Origin of the sequence: Lysobacter antibioticus HS124, assembly GCF_000336385.2 — a bacterium.
Lineage (GTDB): Bacteria > Pseudomonadota > Gammaproteobacteria > Xanthomonadales > Xanthomonadaceae > Lysobacter > Lysobacter firmicutimachus.
The window spans coordinates 38094-52925 of the sequence record NZ_HG424471.1 but is presented as its reverse complement, the minus strand read 5'-3'; the positions used below and the strand labels follow the sequence as shown (position 1 = coordinate 52925).

Below are 14832 nucleotides of genomic sequence, written 5' to 3'. Positions count from 1 at the left end.
AGCTGACCACGCGCAGCCAGGGCGCCGCTTCGGCCGCGCGCGGTTGGCGCGTGTACCTGCCGCCGGCGGCGAGCCGGGACGCCGCGCAGGCGACCGCGCAGCGCATTCGCGCCGCCGGCTTCGACGATCTGTTCGTGATGGGCGAGGGCGCCGACGCCAACGGCATCGCCCTGGGACGGTTCCGCAACGAAGACTCCGCGCGCAAGCGTGCCGCCTCGTTGAGCCAGGCCGGTTTTCCGGCGCAGGTGGAAGCGCTCGGCGAAACGGCGGCGGCGACCTGGATCGACGTCGCCGCGAGCGCGAGCGACGGCGATGCGTTGCGCCGCGCGTCCGGCGCACAGCGCTGGCGGAGCCTGTCCTGCTCGGCGATGGGCTGATCGCCGCCGCGCCGGCCTGCGCGCCGCGGCGACGCGAGAGACGGTAGAATGGCCGCGCCCCGGATCGCCGCAGGCGCATCTCCCGCGGGCCACGCGACACACAACTTGCCGCTTTAGCTCAGTTGGTAGAGCACTCGCCTTGTAAGCGAGCGGTCGTCCGTTCGATTCGGACAAGCGGCACCACGTGAATCCGGGAAGAAGACAACCGCCCGGCCAACCGCCCGAAGGCCGTCAGCCGACCGGCACTTTTCCTACACCCCCGCCATCGCATCCCCGGTTCTCAAGCGCGACGACCGCTTCCGCGCAACCGCCGGGCCGCGCGAGGCCGAGTGAAGCGAACCGCCCGGCCGGTGGTCCGAAGGCGGCGTGCCGTCCGGCGCGCTCGATCCACACCGATAGCCGCTGACGGCGTATCGTTCCGGCGGCGGGAGCCATGGCTGCTGCCTGCGTCGATCGGCCATATTCCCCCATTGCTCTGCACCGCAGCGCAGCCGCCGCTATTGCCCAGCTCAGCCCCACCCCTGCGCTAGAATGCCCGCATCGTCGGCGGCCGCAGCGCAACGCGCGGCCCTGTTGCGGCGATCGCGCGATGCCGCGGGCATCGTCTGCGTTCACCTTCGATACTGCGGCGCCGTCGCTGCGCGCCGCCAGAGGAATTCTCATGAGTCGTACCTATCCCCCGGTCTCGCTTATCGGCGCGCCCACCGACGTCGGCGCCGGCCATCGCGGCGCGCGGCTCGGGCCCGAGGCGCTGCGCATCGCCGGCCTTGGCGAAGCGCTGAGCGCGCGCGGCGTCGACGTGGTCGATCGCGGCAATCTCGACGGTCCGCGCAACCCCTGGCAGAAGCCGGTGGAGGGCTATCGCCACCTGCCCGAAGTGGTGGCCTGGAACCGGCTGGTGATGGATGCGGTCGGCGCCGAACTGAAGGGCGGGCGCATGCCGATCCTGCTCGGCGGCGACCACTGCCTGGGGCTGGGCTCGATCACCGCGGTCGCTCGCCATTGCCGCGACACCGGCAAGCAATTGCGCGTGTTGTGGCTGGATGCGCATGCCGACTTCAACACCAGCCAGGTCACGCCGTCGGGCAACATCCACGGCATGCCGGTGTCGTGCCTGTGCGGCCTCGGCCCGGAACCGCTGACCCATCTCGGCGGTTCGGCGCCGGCGATGCGCGCGGACGAGATCCGCCAGATCGGCATCCGTTCGGTCGACCCGGGCGAGAAGCAGCTGATCCAGCAGCACGGCCTGGACGTGTACGACATGCGCTATATCGACGAGATCGGCATGCGCCGGGTGATGGAGGAAGCGCTGGAAGGCCTGGACGAAAACACCCATCTGCACGTCAGCTTCGACGTCGACTTCCTCGACCCGAGCATCGCGCCGGGCGTGGGCACCACCGTGCCGGGCGGACCGAATTACCGAGAGGCGCAGCTGGTGATGGAGATGATCGCCGACAGCGGGCGGCTGGCCTCGCTGGACATCGTCGAACTCAATCCGATCCTGGACAAGCGCAACCGCACCGCCAAGCTCGCGGTCGACCTGGTCGAGAGCCTGTTCGGCAAGTCGACCCTGATGCGCGAGTGAGGGTCGCCGTCGCCGCCGCGGCGATGAATCGCGGCTGACGGCGACGCGGCAGGGCATGCGGCAAGGCCTTGTCCGGTCGTGGCGACGGTGCGGATTGCACGCCGGCTTCACATTCGCTCGCGTCTCATGATCGACAGGACGCGACGAGCGCGCGACCGGCACCGGCCACTCATCGACGGCCACCCACCGAACCCAGCCGGACCATCCGCTTTGGTCGTCGGCGGTTCGAATCAGACCGTTCAAGGAGATCCCATGAAGCGTTTGACTGCCCTGTTGCTGCTGGCCCTGTTCTCGATGGGCACCCTGTCCGCGTGCAACACGATCGCCGGCGCCGGCAAGGACGTGCAGAAGGCCGGCGAAAAGGTCGAGGAGACCGCCGAGAAGGCGAGCGACGGCAAGTAAGCCGCAAGCCGCGATGCCTCACGAAAAAGGCCGGAGCGATCCGGCCTTTTTCTTTGCCTGCGGATCATGCGTGGAACGCCGGGCGCCTGCCGATCCCCGGGGTGCGTCATGAGGTGCGGCTGCGCCTCACCTTCGTTCTCGTCATGAATGCGAACCCGCGCACGAATGCGGCTGAAGAGTTCATCCGGTTCACCGAGGTCAATCGCCGGCTAACGCAATCGTGATCGCTCGCGAACGGATGCGCTGCGACACTGGCCACGCGATATCGGCAAGCCCGGATGCGCGCCAGCTGCAATACGCACGCATCGCGCCGAAATCGACATCCCCCAACGAAGGAGTCGAACGATGAACAAAGACATCATTGCCGGCAAGTGGACCCAGCTCAAGGGCAAGGCCCAGGCCAAGTGGGGCGACCTGACCGACGACGTGTTCGATGTCGCCGAAGGCAATTCCGAATACCTGGCCGGAAAGCTGCAGGAACGCTACGGTTGGGAGCGCGAGCGCGCCGAGAAGGAAGTGCGCGATTTCGGCAAGACCTTGAACTGATCGCGCTGCACCGCGGCAGCGACGTCGCTGCGGTTCGACCAAGAACGACGAAGGGCCGGATCCGTCCGGCCCTTCGTCGTTTGCGTCCCCAACCTCACCAGCCGCGCGACGGCGGATCGGCGACGAAACCGTTGGGGAACGCGCGCGGCTGCGGATCGCGGTACGGTGCGCGGTAGCGCGGCACCACGCCGCGCGCGACCAGGCTACGGTAATCGTCGTAGCGCAGTTCCAGCACTTGCGCCGGCGAACGGCTGGCGCGCACGAACTGGGTCTGGCCGACCGGCGACCACTCGCGCGCGCCGTGGCCGGTGCCGATCGATTGCGCGGCGGCGTCGGCCGCGGCCTCGCTCGCCGCCGACGGAGCGGCGTTGCCGGCCGCGCGACGTTCGGCCTTGGCCGCTTCGTCGCGCGCGTACGGCGGGTAGGGCGCCGGCGCCGGGTAGGGATAGCGCGGCTCGCGATAGACCGGGCGCGACTCCTCGAACACCGCGACGCCGATCACGCCGACGTTGTCGGGGCGGCCGGTGCGCGCGGCATAGCTGTCGGGCAGGTCGGTGAACACGAACTGGGCGACGTCGTCGAGCGACTTGCGCCAGCCGTTGATCTCGGTGGACTGCCAGGGGTCGAGCACATAGCCGGCCTGGGACGGATGCGCGGTCTGGCCGGTGACGGCGTTGACGCCGTCGACCGACAACACCACCAGCACGCGTTCGCCGCTGGTGTTGGTCAGGCGCACCGAATAGCGATGGCCGGGCGTGCCGGCGATCCACTGCTGGCCGCGGTGCGGCCAGGCCGGCAGCCAGTCGCCGTTGTCGCGGTCGACCACCGCGACGTCGACCAGCGGGCGTGCGTGCAGCGGGGAGCAGGCGCTGGCGGTCAGGGCGGCAGCGGCGAGCAGGACGAGCGAGCGGAACATGGCGGCGTCTCCGGGGTGGTCGTGAGATCGAACGCGGCAGTGTCGGCAACGGGGTTGCGCGGTCGGCGCCGCGGCGGTCGCGGTCAGCCGCCGCTCAGCCGGGCGGACTTGGGACTGCGGCAGCCCCGCGTGCGCCAGGCGCGGCGGCACCGGCGCCCCGTGTCCGCGGTTCGCACGGCAGGGCGCACCGCCGCGGTCCGGCCCAGGCGGTACACTGGCCGGCCACACGTTGCACCCGCGCCGCCCATGACCCAGACCCGCGTTCTCACCGGCATCACCACCTCCGGCACCCCGCACCTCGGCAACTACGTCGGCGCGATCCGCCCGGCGGTCGCCGCCAGCCTGACCCCGGGCGTGGAAAGCTTTTACTTCCTCGCCGACCTGCATGCGCTGATCAAGGTGCAGGAGCCGGCGCGGGTGCAGCGCTCCACGCTGGAGATCGCCGCGGCCTGGCTGGCCTGCGGCCTGGACCCGGCCAAGGTGTGGTTCTACCGGCAGAGCGAGATCGTCGAGATTCCGGAACTGTCCTGGTTCCTGACCTGCGTCGCCGGCAAGGGCATCCTCAACCGCGCCCATGCCTACAAGGCGGCGGTCGACAAGAACCGCGCCGAAGGCGAAGACGACGACGCGGCGATCACCGCCGGCTTGTTCATGTACCCGGTGCTGATGTCGGCCGACATCCTGGTGTTCAACGCGCACAAGGTGCCGGTCGGCCGCGACCAGATCCAGCACATCGAGATGGCGCGCGATTTCGCCCAGCGCTTCAACCATCTCTACGGCGAGCATTTCGTCCTGCCCGAAGCGCAGATCGAAGAGGCGGTGGCGACCCTGCCGGGCCTGGACGGGCGCAAGATGAGCAAGAGCTACGACAACACCATTCCGCTGTTCGCGCCGCGCGAGCAGCTGAAGAAGCTGATCTATTCGATCGTCACCGACTCGCGCGCGCCGGGCGAGCCCAAGTCGACCGAGGGTTCGGCGCTGTTCCAGATCTACCAGGCCTTCGCCAGCGCCGACGAAACCGCGGCGATGCGCCAGGCCTTCGCCGACGGCATCGCCTGGGGCGAGGCCAAGCAGGCGCTGTTCGAGCGTATCGACCGCGAGATCGCGCCGCTGCGCGAGAAATACGAAGCGCTGATGGCGCAGCCGGAGAAGATCGAGGCGATCCTGATCGACGGCGCCAGGCGAGTGCGCGAGCGCTACGCCGTCGCCTCGATGAAGAAGCTGCGCGAAGCGGTGGGCTTGCGCGATCTGTCGCAGGCCTCTGGCGCGGCCGCGGCCGCGGCCGAGACACGCCGCGCGCTGCCGGTGTTCAAGCAATACCGCGAGGCCGACGGCCGGTTCTATTTCAAGCTCGCCGACGGCGACCGGGTGCTGGTGCAGAGCCAGGGCTTCGCTTCGCCCAAGGACGCCGGCCAGTTGATCGCCGCGCTCAAGAGCGGCCGCAGCGATCTGGACGCGCTGCTGGCCGCGGCCGAACCGCTGCAGCCGGCGCAGCGCGAGGAGGCCGCGGCCGCGCTGGCGGCGATCGTGCAAGCCGAAGCGCAGGCCGAAGCGGCCAAGGCCGGCGCCGCGACGTGAGCCGTTTCGTCGAGCTCAACCTGGCGCTGATCCTGTTCCTGCCCTGGTTCGCGATTTTGGGCGCGCTGTTTTGGCTGTACCCGCGCCGGCCGCGCACGCCGGCGCGACAGTTGTTCGACGCCGTGTCGCTAATGGTCTCGGTGTGCGCCTTCGTGCTCGCGGTGCATTGGGCGCACGCCCACGCCGGGGCGAACTACGGTGCGATGTGGCCGCAGATCCTGGCCACGTCGCTCGGCTACGGCGTGTTCCTGGCGATGCTGACCCTGGCCTGGGCCTTGCGCCGGCATTGGCTGCGGCGCGCTTATCCGCACGGCGATTGAGCCGCAGCGCGGGGCTTTCGACTCAGGTCGCATCGCCGCGCCGCGAGTGGCGGCTTAGACTGGGGCCTTCGTTCCCGCAGGCCCCGCCATGAACGCAGCCTCCGCCGACTACGGCATCGACACCGTCGATACCGGCTTCCACCGCCCGGCGTTCGACGCGGCCTATCTGATCGTCGAGCGCGGCCGCGCCGCCTTCGTCGACTGCGGCACCCAGCATTCGGTGTCCAGGCTGTTGCAGGCGCTGGGCGCGCGGGGGCTGGCGCCGGCCGACGTCGACTGGCTGATCCTGACCCACGTCCATCTCGACCATGCCGGCGGCGCCGGCGCGCTGATGCGGCAGTTGCCGAATGCGCGCCTGCTGGTGCACCCGCGCGGCGCGCCGCACATGATCGACCCGGCGCGCCTGGTCGCCGGCGCCACTGCGGTCTACGGCGCGGAGGAAATGGCGCGCAGCTACGGCGACATCGTGCCGGTGCCGGCCGAGCGGGTGGTCAGCGCCGGCGACGGTTGCACGGTGGAACTCGCCGGACGGCCGCTGCTATGCGTCGACACGCCCGGTCATGCGCGCCACCACCTATGCCTGTGGGACGAGCGCAGCCGCAGTTGGTTCACCGGCGACACCTTCGGCCTGTCCTATCGCGAGTTCGACAGTGCGCGCGGGCCGTACGCCCTGCCGACCAGCACGCCGGTGCAGTTCGAGCCGGAGCCCTTGAAGGCCTCGATCCGCGCGCTGCTGGCCCGCGATCCCGCGGCCATGCGCCTGACCCATTACGGCCCGGTCGGCGACGTGCAGCGGCTGGGCGCGGAACTGATCGTGCAGATCGACGCGATGGTGGCGATCGCCCGCGCCGCGCAGGCCGCCGGCGGCGACCGCCATGCGCGCCTGGTCGCGCAGTTGGGCGACTACTATGTCCAGCGCGTGCGTGCCCACGGCTGCGCCCTGGACGAGTCGCAGGTACGGACGATCCTGGCGGTGGACATCGAGCTCAACGCGCAGGGCCTGCAGGTCTGGCTGGATCGCGGTTGAGCCGCGGGCGCGGACGCCGCGCCGAATCCCAGCGCCGGCTGAGCCGGGAGGACGACCCGGTCGCAGTTCGCGGATGGAATCGTCACAGGACATGAATCGAGCGCGACTTAGGCTGGTGGCCGTCACCGCCTGGTCCGGCCCGCCGATGCCCATCGTGCCGCTGCGCCCCAGTCCGTTTCCGTTGCTGCCCGAGCCGCACGACGAGTCGGCGCGGCAATCGGCGTTGGAAGGCTACGAACTGCTCGACAGCGTGCCGGAGGCGGCCTACGACGATCTGGTGCGGCTGGCGGCGACGCTGTGCGACGCGTCGGCGGCGGCGATCGCCCTGGTCGACAACGGCCGCATCTGGTACAAGGCGCGCCACGGCCTGGGCGAAACCGAGCGCCTGCGCTCGCAAAGCATCTGCAGCCAGCTGATCGCCGACGCCGAGCCCGATCGGCTGATGGTGATCGCCGACACCGCCGAGGACCCGCGTTTCGCCGGGCTCGGCCTCAAACTCGACGGACGGCCGCTGCGTTTCTACGCCGGTGCGCCGCTGATGAGTCCCGACGGTTACGCCCTCGGCACGCTGTGCGTGCTCGACCATCGGCCGCGCGAGTTGCGCGCGGCCCAGCGCGACGGCGTGGCGGTGATCGCGCGCCAGGTGCAGCACCTGTTCGAGCTGCGCCGCTATGCGATCGAACAGCGCCGCTTGCTGTCCGAGCGCGAAGCTTTCGCCTTGCAACTGGAGTCGGCCCAGGCCGACCTGCAGCGGCGTCACGAACTGCTCCAGCACAGCGCCCGCCACGACGCGCTGACCGGGCTGCTCAACCGTTCGGCCCTGAGCCAGCTGTTGGGCAGCGAGGATGCGATGGAGCCCTTGCGCAACGCCGCCTACACCTTGCTGTTGGTCGACGTCGATCACTTCAAGCAGGTCAACGATCGCTACGGGCATCTGCTCGGCGACCGCGCCCTGCGCGCGGTCGGCGATGCGGTCGCCGCGTCGATCCGGGAGGGCGACGTGGCGGTGCGTTTCGGCGGCGAAGAGTTCCTGGTGGTGCTGCCGGGCACGCATCTGGCGACCGCGAGCGAAGTCGGCGAGCGCATCCGCCAGCGCCTGGCGCGCGCTTCGCTGCCGTTCGCGTTGACGGTGTCGATCGGCATCGCCGGCGGCGATCCGGCGCGCGACCGGCCCGAGCAGGTGTTCGACCGCGCCGACCGCGCGCTGTACCGGGCCAAGGCGCAGGGCCGCGACCGGCTCGCGGTCGACGAAGGTTGAGCGCGGCAACCACGCGCTCTCGACGCCGGGCTCAGTCCCAGAGGTTGGGCGCCGGGTCGCGCTCGGGGTGCTTCATGCGCACGATGCAGAAACGGTGCCCGGTCGGCGCCTGCATCACCCACCAGCGCTTGACGAAGCCGATGCGCGTGGCGCCCAACGCTTCCAGGCGCGCGGCCTCGGCGTCGATGTCGTCGCTTTCGATGTCCAGGTGCACGCGCGAGGGGTGATCGACCATCTGTACTTCGATGTTGAGCCCGGCCGGGCCTTCGGCCAGCGGCGCGTACTGCGCGCCGTCGCCGTCGTAGGCCTGTTCGACCCGGGCCAGGCCGAGCGCGCGGCTCCAGAATTCGGCGGCCTGGTCGATCTCGCCGGTTTCGCAATCGATGATGAATCCGGCCAGGCGGCTGCGATGGGCCATGGCGCTGCTCCGCTGCGATGAGGGACGGCCAGAGTGCCGCGCCGTCGCCGATGCGGGAAGTGCCGGGCTTGCGGTCCGCTCAATGAGGCATCGCGGCGGCGTCGCGCTCGGCTTCGGCCGCGGCGATGCCGGCTTCGGCCTGGCGGTACAGCGCGTAGTCCGCGCGATCCAGGGCGAAGCGCTGCAGCGCGAACAGCGCCGCGCGTCGTTGTTCGGTGGTGATGCGCGCGTCGCCGGCCAGATCGAGCAAGGCGTCGCGCAGGCGCGGCGTACGTGCGCCGGAGGCTTCGATCCCGGCGACCGCGGCGGCGCGGACGTCGGCCGCCGGATCGAGCAGCGCGCGTTCGAGCAAGGCGGCGCTGTCGCCGCTGCGGTTCCAGCGCGCCGACTGCAGCACCGCGCCGGCGCGCACCGCCGGGTCGGTGTGGCCGGTCAGGGCGACGGCGCGTTCCAGCAAAGGGGCGGCGTCTTCGTCGGCGAGCACGGCCGGTTCCAGTCCGCCGAGCAACTGTGCGAGCAAGGCCGGATCGGTTTCGCGCTGCAGGCCGTCGGCGATGGCGGCGCGCGCCTCGGCGCGATCGAGCGGGAACGCGCGCAGCAACGCATAGCCTTGGTCGCGCACCGCCGGATCGGCGTCGCCGGCGAGTCGGCGGCCGGCCTGCAGGACCTCGTCGTTGGCCACGCCCTGCAGCACCGCGAGCAGGGCGCCGCGGCGGTCGAGGTCGGCGGCGAAGGCGTATTCGCGCAGCAGTTCGCGCAGATGGGCGGGGTCCTGCGCGGCGCGGCGGATCGCGCGGTCGAGGTCTTCGCTGCCGCGTGCCGCGACAGGCGCCGTCGCGAACGACGGCGCCTGGGGGACGCGAACAGGGCCGGGCGTTGCGGCCGCTGCCGGCGTCGCGGCGACGGTGGCGGCGGTACCGGCGTCGTCGCGCGGCAGCAGGCGGCCGATGCCGATGCCGGCCGCCAAGGCGGCGAGCAAGGCGAATCCGAACCTGCGTGGACTCATGGGCGCTCCGTTCGCTGCGACGGGCCCGGCGCGATCAGCAATCCGGCGCGACCCGGCCGTCGGAGCCGGTGTAGGTGTAGGCGTCGGGAATATAGCGGTTGCTGCCGGCGGCGCCGACGTTGTTCCACAGATTGCTGGTGCCATAGGTGCCGGTCACCGACTCGCCGGTCTTCTGGCAGCGGATGGTGACGGCGGCGCCGTTGGCGAGCGAACCGACGATGCTGTAGCCGGTGCCCGGGCCGGAACGCACGTTCAAGGGCGAGCCGCTGGTGCGCACGGTGCCGGCATGGCCTCCGCCGCCGCTGCAGGCGTTGCGGCTCTTGTAGGCGACTTCGTATTGGTCGTAAACGATCGTCGAGCCGTTCCAGACGATCTTCTGGTCGTCGCCGTTGAGCCGCTGTTCGTAGTGCAGATGCGCCGAGATGTTGTTGCCGGGACGGCTGGTCTTGCCGAGCGTGCCGATCTTTTGGCCCTGCTCGACGCTGGCGCCGTTGGCGACGCTGATGCTGTTGAGGTGGGCGTAGTAGGTCTGCCAGCCGCCGCCGTGATCGATCACCACCAACTTGCCGTAGCCGGTGCCTTGGTGCGGGTTGTAGGTGTGGGCGACGCCCTTGGCCGAGGCGACCACGGTCGAGCCGAGGTCGGCGTCGCTGAGCGGACGCGGCTTGTGGTTGAGGTCGACCGCATAGCGCAGGCCGTGGCCGGGGTAGGTGTCGCCGTACCAGGTCTGGCCGCAGGGGAAGGGCATCTGGAAGGCCGGGCGGGCGGCGTGGGCCGTGGGCAGGGCCAGGCCGAACACGGCCAGCGACAGCCCGGTCAGCATCGGACGCAGGGAACGGATCATCGGAAAACCTCTCGAGGGACGATGAGGTGGACAGGCGGAACCGGCGCACGGGCGGCCGGCAGCGGGATTGCGCGCCGACGCTAGCGCGATTCCGTTGCCGTTATTTGAGGGAATTTTTTATTCCTGGATGCCGCGAACACGCCGAGCGTGATCGGGATCGCGGTCGCGGCCAGGGCGGACGCGCGCGGCTGCCGAGCCCCGAAACAACGACGCCGCCCCGAGGGCGGCGTCGCGAGGCCGGCGCTGACTCCGCCGGTCGATGCGAAACGGCGCGCCGTGGCGCACCGCTTGCGGCGACTCAGTTCGGCCGCGCCAGATCGTCGATCATGGCCTTGAGGAAGCGCGCGGCCTCGCCGCCGGTGCAGGCGCGGTGGTCGAAGGTCAGCGACAGCGGAATGACCTTGTGCGACTCGAAGCCGCCCATCACCGGAGTCATCTGATGGCGGCCCTTGCCGGCGGCGACGATGGCCACGGTCGGCGGCACCACCACCGGCGTGGCGTAGCGACCGGCGAACATGCCGAAGTTGGACAGCGAGATGGTGTAGCCGCTGAGCTCGGACGCCGGAATGCTGCGATCCTCGACTTGCGCGCGCAGACGGTTGATCGCTTCGCGCACGCCGCGCGTGTCCAGCACGTCGGCATTGCGCAGCGCCGGCACGAACAGGCCGTCGTCGGTGTCCACGGCGATGCCGATGTCCACGTGCGGGTGCAGGGTGCGGGTGAGCTTGTCGCCGTCGAACCAGGCGTTGAGCGCCGGCACCGCCTTGCATGCGGTCACGATCGCGCGCACCAGGCGGCCGGTGATGTCGTTGCCGGGCGCCCAGGCGTGAATGTCGGCGTCGTCGGCCAGGGTGGTCGGCACGACCTTGCTGTGCGCGTCGGCCATGACCCGGGCCATGTTGCGGCGCACGCCCTTGAGCTGCTCGGGCTGGCCGGTCGCGGCCACGCCCGGCGGCTGGGTGCGCATCGGCCGGCCCGATTGCGACAGGGTGCTGCGCGCGGGCGCGGCGACCGGCGCTTCGGCGGCCGCGGCGGCGCGCGGCGCGATGGCGGCGGCCGGCGCGGAACCGATCTTGGCCGAGCCGTCGGCGCTGGCGCGCTTGACGTCGTCCATGCTGACCGTGCCGTCGGCGCCGGTGGCGCGGACCCGGCTCAGGTCGACGCCGAGCTTGCGCGCCAGCGCGCGCACCGCCGGCATCGCCTTGACCCCGCCGACCGCGACCGCCTGCTCGCTGCGCACCGCGTCGGAGGACTGCATGGCGCCGACCACGGTACCGCTGTCGGCGCGATCGGCGCTTTCGGCCTTGGCCGGCACGGCAGGTTCGGCGGACGCGGTTTGCGCTTGAGGCGCCGGCGCATGACCGCCGCCGTGGTGATGGCCCGTGTCTTGGCCGTCGGCGCGCTGCGGCAGGTTCGGGTCGATCTGGAATTCGGCCAGCATGGTGCCGGTGACGATCACGTCGCCGGGGCCGCCGGCGAGCTTGAGTACCTTGCCGGACACCGGCGAGGGCACTTCGACCACCGCCTTGGCGGTCTCCATCGACACCAGGGTGTCGTCGAGGCGGACAGTGTCGCCGACCTTGACCGCCCATTCGACGATGGTCGCGTCCGGCAGGCCTTCGCCGAGGTCGGGAAGCAGGAAGGTCTTGGTATCGCTCATAACTCGTTGGTCTCTTGAGTAAGTTGGCGACGCGGTCGGGCCGGCGTCGTCCTTGGCATCGGCGCGGTCAGGCGCCGTCGTCGATCGTTCCCAGGTTGCGCGCCGGCACCCAGCCTTGGGCGCCGTCCTCGCGTTGCGCCCACCACCAGCCGCCGAGCTCGTCGATCAGGCGCAGCCGCTGGCCGGCCTCGACGTCGAGCTCGCGCGCGTCGTAGTCGCGCAGCGCCTGTGCGCGCAGCGTACCGTCGACAGCGGGGTCGAGCGGGCGCAGCCAGTCCAGCGGCGCCCAGCCGGCGCGGCCGTCGTCGAGCGTGGTCCACACGAACGCCGGCCACTCGCTGTCGCGTTCGCCGAGCCGCACCACCGCGCCGCGCTCGAACGCGATCGGGTCGTGGTACTGGGCGCGGTAGCCGGCGACGACGAGTGCGCGCATGTCAGCCGTGGCCGAGCGCGCGCTTGGCCGCGGCGACGATCTTGTCGACGCTGGGCAGGTACTTCATCTCCAGGCGGAACAGCGGGATGTGGGTGTCGTAGCCGGTGACGCGCTCGACCGGCGCCAGCAGGTCGTACATCGACTCCTCGGCCAGGCGCGCGGCGATCTCGGCGCCGAAGCCGGCGGTCTTGGGCGCTTCGTGCACGATCACGCAGCGGCCGGTCTTGGCCACCGACTCGGCGATGGTGGCGAAATCCAGCGGCTTGAGCGTGGCGACGTCGATGACTTCGGCGCTGATGCCTTCGCCGGCCAGCTTGTCGGCCGCTTCCAGGGTTTCCTTGACCTGCGCGCCCCAGCTGACCAGGGTGATGTCGCTGCCGTCGCGCAGCACGTAGCACACGTCCAGCGGCAGCGCTTCGCCGTCGTCGGCGACCACTTCCTTATACTGGCGATAGATGCGCTTGGGCTCCATGAAGATCACCGGGTCCGGGTCGCGGATCGCCGCCAGCAGCAGGCCGTAGGCGCGCGCCGGCGAGGACGGCAGCACCACGCGCAGGCCGGGCACGTTGGTGAACAGCGCTTCGTTGGCTTCGCTGTGGTGTTCCGGCGCGCGGATGCCGCCGCCCCACGGCACGCGCAGCACCATCGGGCAGCTCAGACGGCCGCGGGTGCGGTGACGGAAACGCGCGGCGTGGCAGATGATGTGGTCGAGCATCGGATAGACGAAGCCGTCGAACTGGGCTTCGGCGATCGGCTTCATGCCCTGCGCGGCCAGGCCGACAGTGAGGCCGGCGATGGTGGTTTCGTCCAGCGGCGTGTCGAGCACGCGCTCGGGGCCGAACTGCTGCTGCAGGCCGGCGGTGGCGCGGAACACGCCGCCGTTGACGCCGACGTCCTCGCCCAGCACCAGCACGGTGTCGTCGTGGCGCATCTCGTAGGCCAGCGCCTGGGTGATGGCTTCGATCAAGGTGATCGCCGCCGGGGTGGCGACCGGCTGCGCGGTGTCGATCTTGGCTTGGGTGGCGGCGTTCATCGGCGGCCCTCCTGGGCGAGCGCTTCGGCGCGTTGCGCCTGCAGATCCGCCGGCATGTCGGCGTAGAGGTAATCGAACATGGCTTCGACCGGTTGCACCGGCGTTTCCAGATAGGCGTTGATTTCGACGTCGACCTTGGCCGCGCATTCCTCGGCCCAGGCTTTTTCCAGTTCTTCGTTCCACACGCCCTGGGCGGTGAGGTAGGCCCGCAGGCGCGGCACCGGGTCGCGGGTCCAGGCGTCTTTGACCTCGGCCTCGTCGCGGTAGCGGCGCGCATCGTCGGCGGTGGTGTGGTCGTGCAGGCGATAGGTCATGAATTCGATCACGCTGCCGCCGCCGCCGTTGCGCGCCAGCTCGGCCGCGCGGCGCATGCCTTCGAGCACCGCGATCAGATCGTTGCCGTCGACCTGCAGGCAATGCAGGCCGCCGGCCAGGCCCTTCTGGGCCAGGGTCTTGGCGCCGGTCTGGGCCGAGCGCGGCACCGAGATCGCCCAACCGTTGTTGATCACGCACAGGATCAGCGGCAGCTGGTAGGCGCCGGCCGAATTCAGCGCGGCGTAGAAGTCGGTCTTGGACGAACCGCCGTCGCCGCAGCAGGCGACCGCGAGATTCTTTTCCTTGCGCAGCTTGAACGCCAGCGCGGCGCCGGCAGCGTGCAGGCATTGGGTGGAGATCGGCACCGACCAGGCGAAGTCCTTGCGCGGACCGGCGAAGTCGTTGCCGCGCTCGTCGCCGCCCCAGTACATCAGCACTTCGCGCGGCTGCACGCCGCGCATGAACTGCGCGCCGTATTCGCGATAGCTGGGCGCGAACACGTCGTCGGGCTTCATCGAGGCGCCGATGCCGACGTGGGTGGCTTCGTGGCCCAGGCAGGCGGCGTAGGTGCCGAGCTTGCCGGTGCGCTGCAAGGCGATGGCCTTGCTGTCGAAGGTCCGCACGAACAGCATCTGCTTGAACAACGGCAGCAGGACGTTGGCGTCCTTGAACGCGGCCGGAATCTCGGCGACGGGCTTGCCGTCGGCGCCGAGGTATTGGAGGTATTCGATTTCGAACGTCGCGGCGACGGTCATCGGGAAAGGTCCTCACGGAAAAGGGATGAGGTCCGAATCGTTCCGGTCCCGGATCCAGTGCCGGGCGCGCTGGTCAGCTTCAGACTGGCTGGGTCCGGATTCCGCGCATTAAGCCGGGAATTCCGGGCCGGGCTAAAGCCGCGGCGCCCGCTGGACGGGCGCTGCGTCATGGCGCGGATGATACCCAAAGGCGCGTTAAGCGCCGTTGCGCGGTGCGGCATGCAAGTTTCGCCGGAACGCGCTAGACGCCAAATAACGTCAGGACGGCGCGGTATGGATTCGGGCGCTGCCGCACGCCGCGAACGCGCCGCCGGTCGGGTTTCGATCCGCCGCCGGCCGGTGCGCGACCGGCATCGCGC

Annotated in this window: 15 protein-coding genes, 1 tRNA gene and 1 pseudogene; 9 read left to right on the top strand and 8 right to left on the bottom strand. The window is 70.6% G+C overall.

Annotated elements, in window-relative coordinates:
- From TX83_RS23245 to TX83_RS07125, 5 genes and pseudogenes are all read left to right on the top strand, one after another.
- A pseudogene (locus TX83_RS23245) lies at nucleotides 1–377 on the top strand (SPOR domain-containing protein); the annotation flags it as partial.
- Between the two features lie 107 nt (nucleotides 378–484).
- Nucleotides 485–560: transfer RNA gene (locus tag TX83_RS07140), tRNA-Thr, on the top strand.
- A 478-nt stretch (nucleotides 561–1038) separates the two neighbouring features.
- A complete protein-coding gene (gene rocF / locus TX83_RS07135; RefSeq protein ID WP_064747249.1) occupies nucleotides 1039–1962 on the top strand; it encodes an arginase in 924 nt (307 codons plus the stop codon).
- Nucleotides 1963–2214: 252 nt separating this feature from the next.
- Nucleotides 2215–2364 (top strand): entericidin A/B family lipoprotein, encoded by a 150-nt coding sequence (locus TX83_RS07130; protein WP_064747248.1) that lies wholly within the window; start codon nucleotides 2215–2217, stop codon nucleotides 2362–2364.
- Nucleotides 2365–2709: 345 nt separating this feature from the next.
- The gene (locus TX83_RS07125) at nucleotides 2710–2910 is read left to right on the top strand and encodes a CsbD family protein (RefSeq protein WP_064747247.1); all 201 of its coding nucleotides are present in this window, start codon (nucleotides 2710–2712) and stop codon (nucleotides 2908–2910) included.
- 94 nt (nucleotides 2911–3004) lie between these two features.
- Here the strand turns inward: TX83_RS07125 and TX83_RS07120 are convergent, their stop codons facing one another.
- Nucleotides 3005–3826 (bottom strand): hypothetical protein, encoded by an 822-nt coding sequence (locus TX83_RS07120; protein ID WP_064747246.1) that lies wholly within the window; start codon nucleotides 3824–3826, stop codon nucleotides 3005–3007.
- A gap of 246 nt (nucleotides 3827–4072) precedes the next feature.
- Between TX83_RS07120 and TX83_RS07115 the strand changes: the two genes are divergently transcribed.
- From TX83_RS07115 to TX83_RS07100, 4 genes are all read left to right on the top strand, one after another.
- Entirely contained in the window at nucleotides 4073–5404 is a 1332-nt protein-coding gene (locus tag TX83_RS07115) for a tryptophan--tRNA ligase (RefSeq protein WP_064747245.1), read from the top strand.
- Nucleotides 5401–5724 carry a hypothetical protein gene (locus TX83_RS07110; RefSeq protein ID WP_064747244.1) on the top strand — a complete coding sequence of 108 codons (324 nt, stop codon included), beginning with the start codon at nucleotides 5401–5403 and terminating at the stop codon, nucleotides 5722–5724. The genes TX83_RS07115 and TX83_RS07110 overlap by 4 nt, the downstream gene beginning before the upstream one ends.
- An 88-nt stretch (nucleotides 5725–5812) precedes the next feature.
- Nucleotides 5813–6751 carry an MBL fold metallo-hydrolase gene (locus TX83_RS07105; RefSeq protein WP_064747243.1) on the top strand — a complete coding sequence of 313 codons (939 nt, stop codon included), beginning with the start codon at nucleotides 5813–5815 and terminating at the stop codon, nucleotides 6749–6751.
- A 91-nt stretch (nucleotides 6752–6842) separates the two neighbouring features.
- Nucleotides 6843–8009 (top strand): GGDEF domain-containing protein, encoded by a 1167-nt coding sequence (locus TX83_RS07100; RefSeq protein ID WP_222423732.1) that lies wholly within the window; start codon nucleotides 6843–6845, stop codon nucleotides 8007–8009.
- A gap of 31 nt (nucleotides 8010–8040) precedes the next feature.
- On the opposite strand, the gene TX83_RS07095 is transcribed toward TX83_RS07100, so the two are convergent.
- The 7 genes from TX83_RS07095 to pdhA all read right to left on the bottom strand — a co-directional run bounded on the left by TX83_RS07095 (nucleotide 8041) and on the right by pdhA (nucleotide 14473).
- Complete coding sequence (locus tag TX83_RS07095; protein WP_064747242.1) at nucleotides 8041–8427, bottom strand: VOC family protein; 387 nt, start codon at nucleotides 8425–8427, stop codon at nucleotides 8041–8043.
- A 79-nt stretch (nucleotides 8428–8506) separates the two neighbouring features.
- Nucleotides 8507–9433 (bottom strand): hypothetical protein, encoded by a 927-nt coding sequence (locus TX83_RS07090; protein WP_141233402.1) that lies wholly within the window; start codon nucleotides 9431–9433, stop codon nucleotides 8507–8509.
- A gap of 34 nt (nucleotides 9434–9467) precedes the next feature.
- Entirely contained in the window at nucleotides 9468–10277 is an 810-nt protein-coding gene (locus TX83_RS07085; protein ID WP_222423731.1) for a M23 family metallopeptidase, read from the bottom strand.
- A gap of 298 nt (nucleotides 10278–10575) precedes the next feature.
- On the bottom strand, nucleotides 10576–11937 hold the full coding sequence (locus TX83_RS07080; RefSeq protein ID WP_064747240.1) for a dihydrolipoamide acetyltransferase family protein: 1362 nt from the start codon (nucleotides 11935–11937) through the stop codon (nucleotides 10576–10578).
- Nucleotides 11938–12004: 67 nt separating this feature from the next.
- Nucleotides 12005–12370, bottom strand: a complete 366-nt coding sequence (locus tag TX83_RS07075) for an SH3 domain-containing protein (protein WP_064747239.1) — start codon at nucleotides 12368–12370, stop codon at nucleotides 12005–12007.
- A gap of 1 nt (nucleotide 12371) precedes the next feature.
- Nucleotides 12372–13403 (bottom strand): alpha-ketoacid dehydrogenase subunit beta, encoded by a 1032-nt coding sequence (locus TX83_RS07070; protein ID WP_064747238.1) that lies wholly within the window; start codon nucleotides 13401–13403, stop codon nucleotides 12372–12374.
- A complete protein-coding gene (pdhA, locus tag TX83_RS07065) occupies nucleotides 13400–14473 on the bottom strand; it encodes a pyruvate dehydrogenase (acetyl-transferring) E1 component subunit alpha (RefSeq protein ID WP_064747237.1) in 1074 nt (357 codons plus the stop codon). Before pdhA ends, TX83_RS07070 begins: the two co-directional genes overlap by 4 nt.
- Nucleotides 14474–14832: the final 359 nt, after the last annotated feature.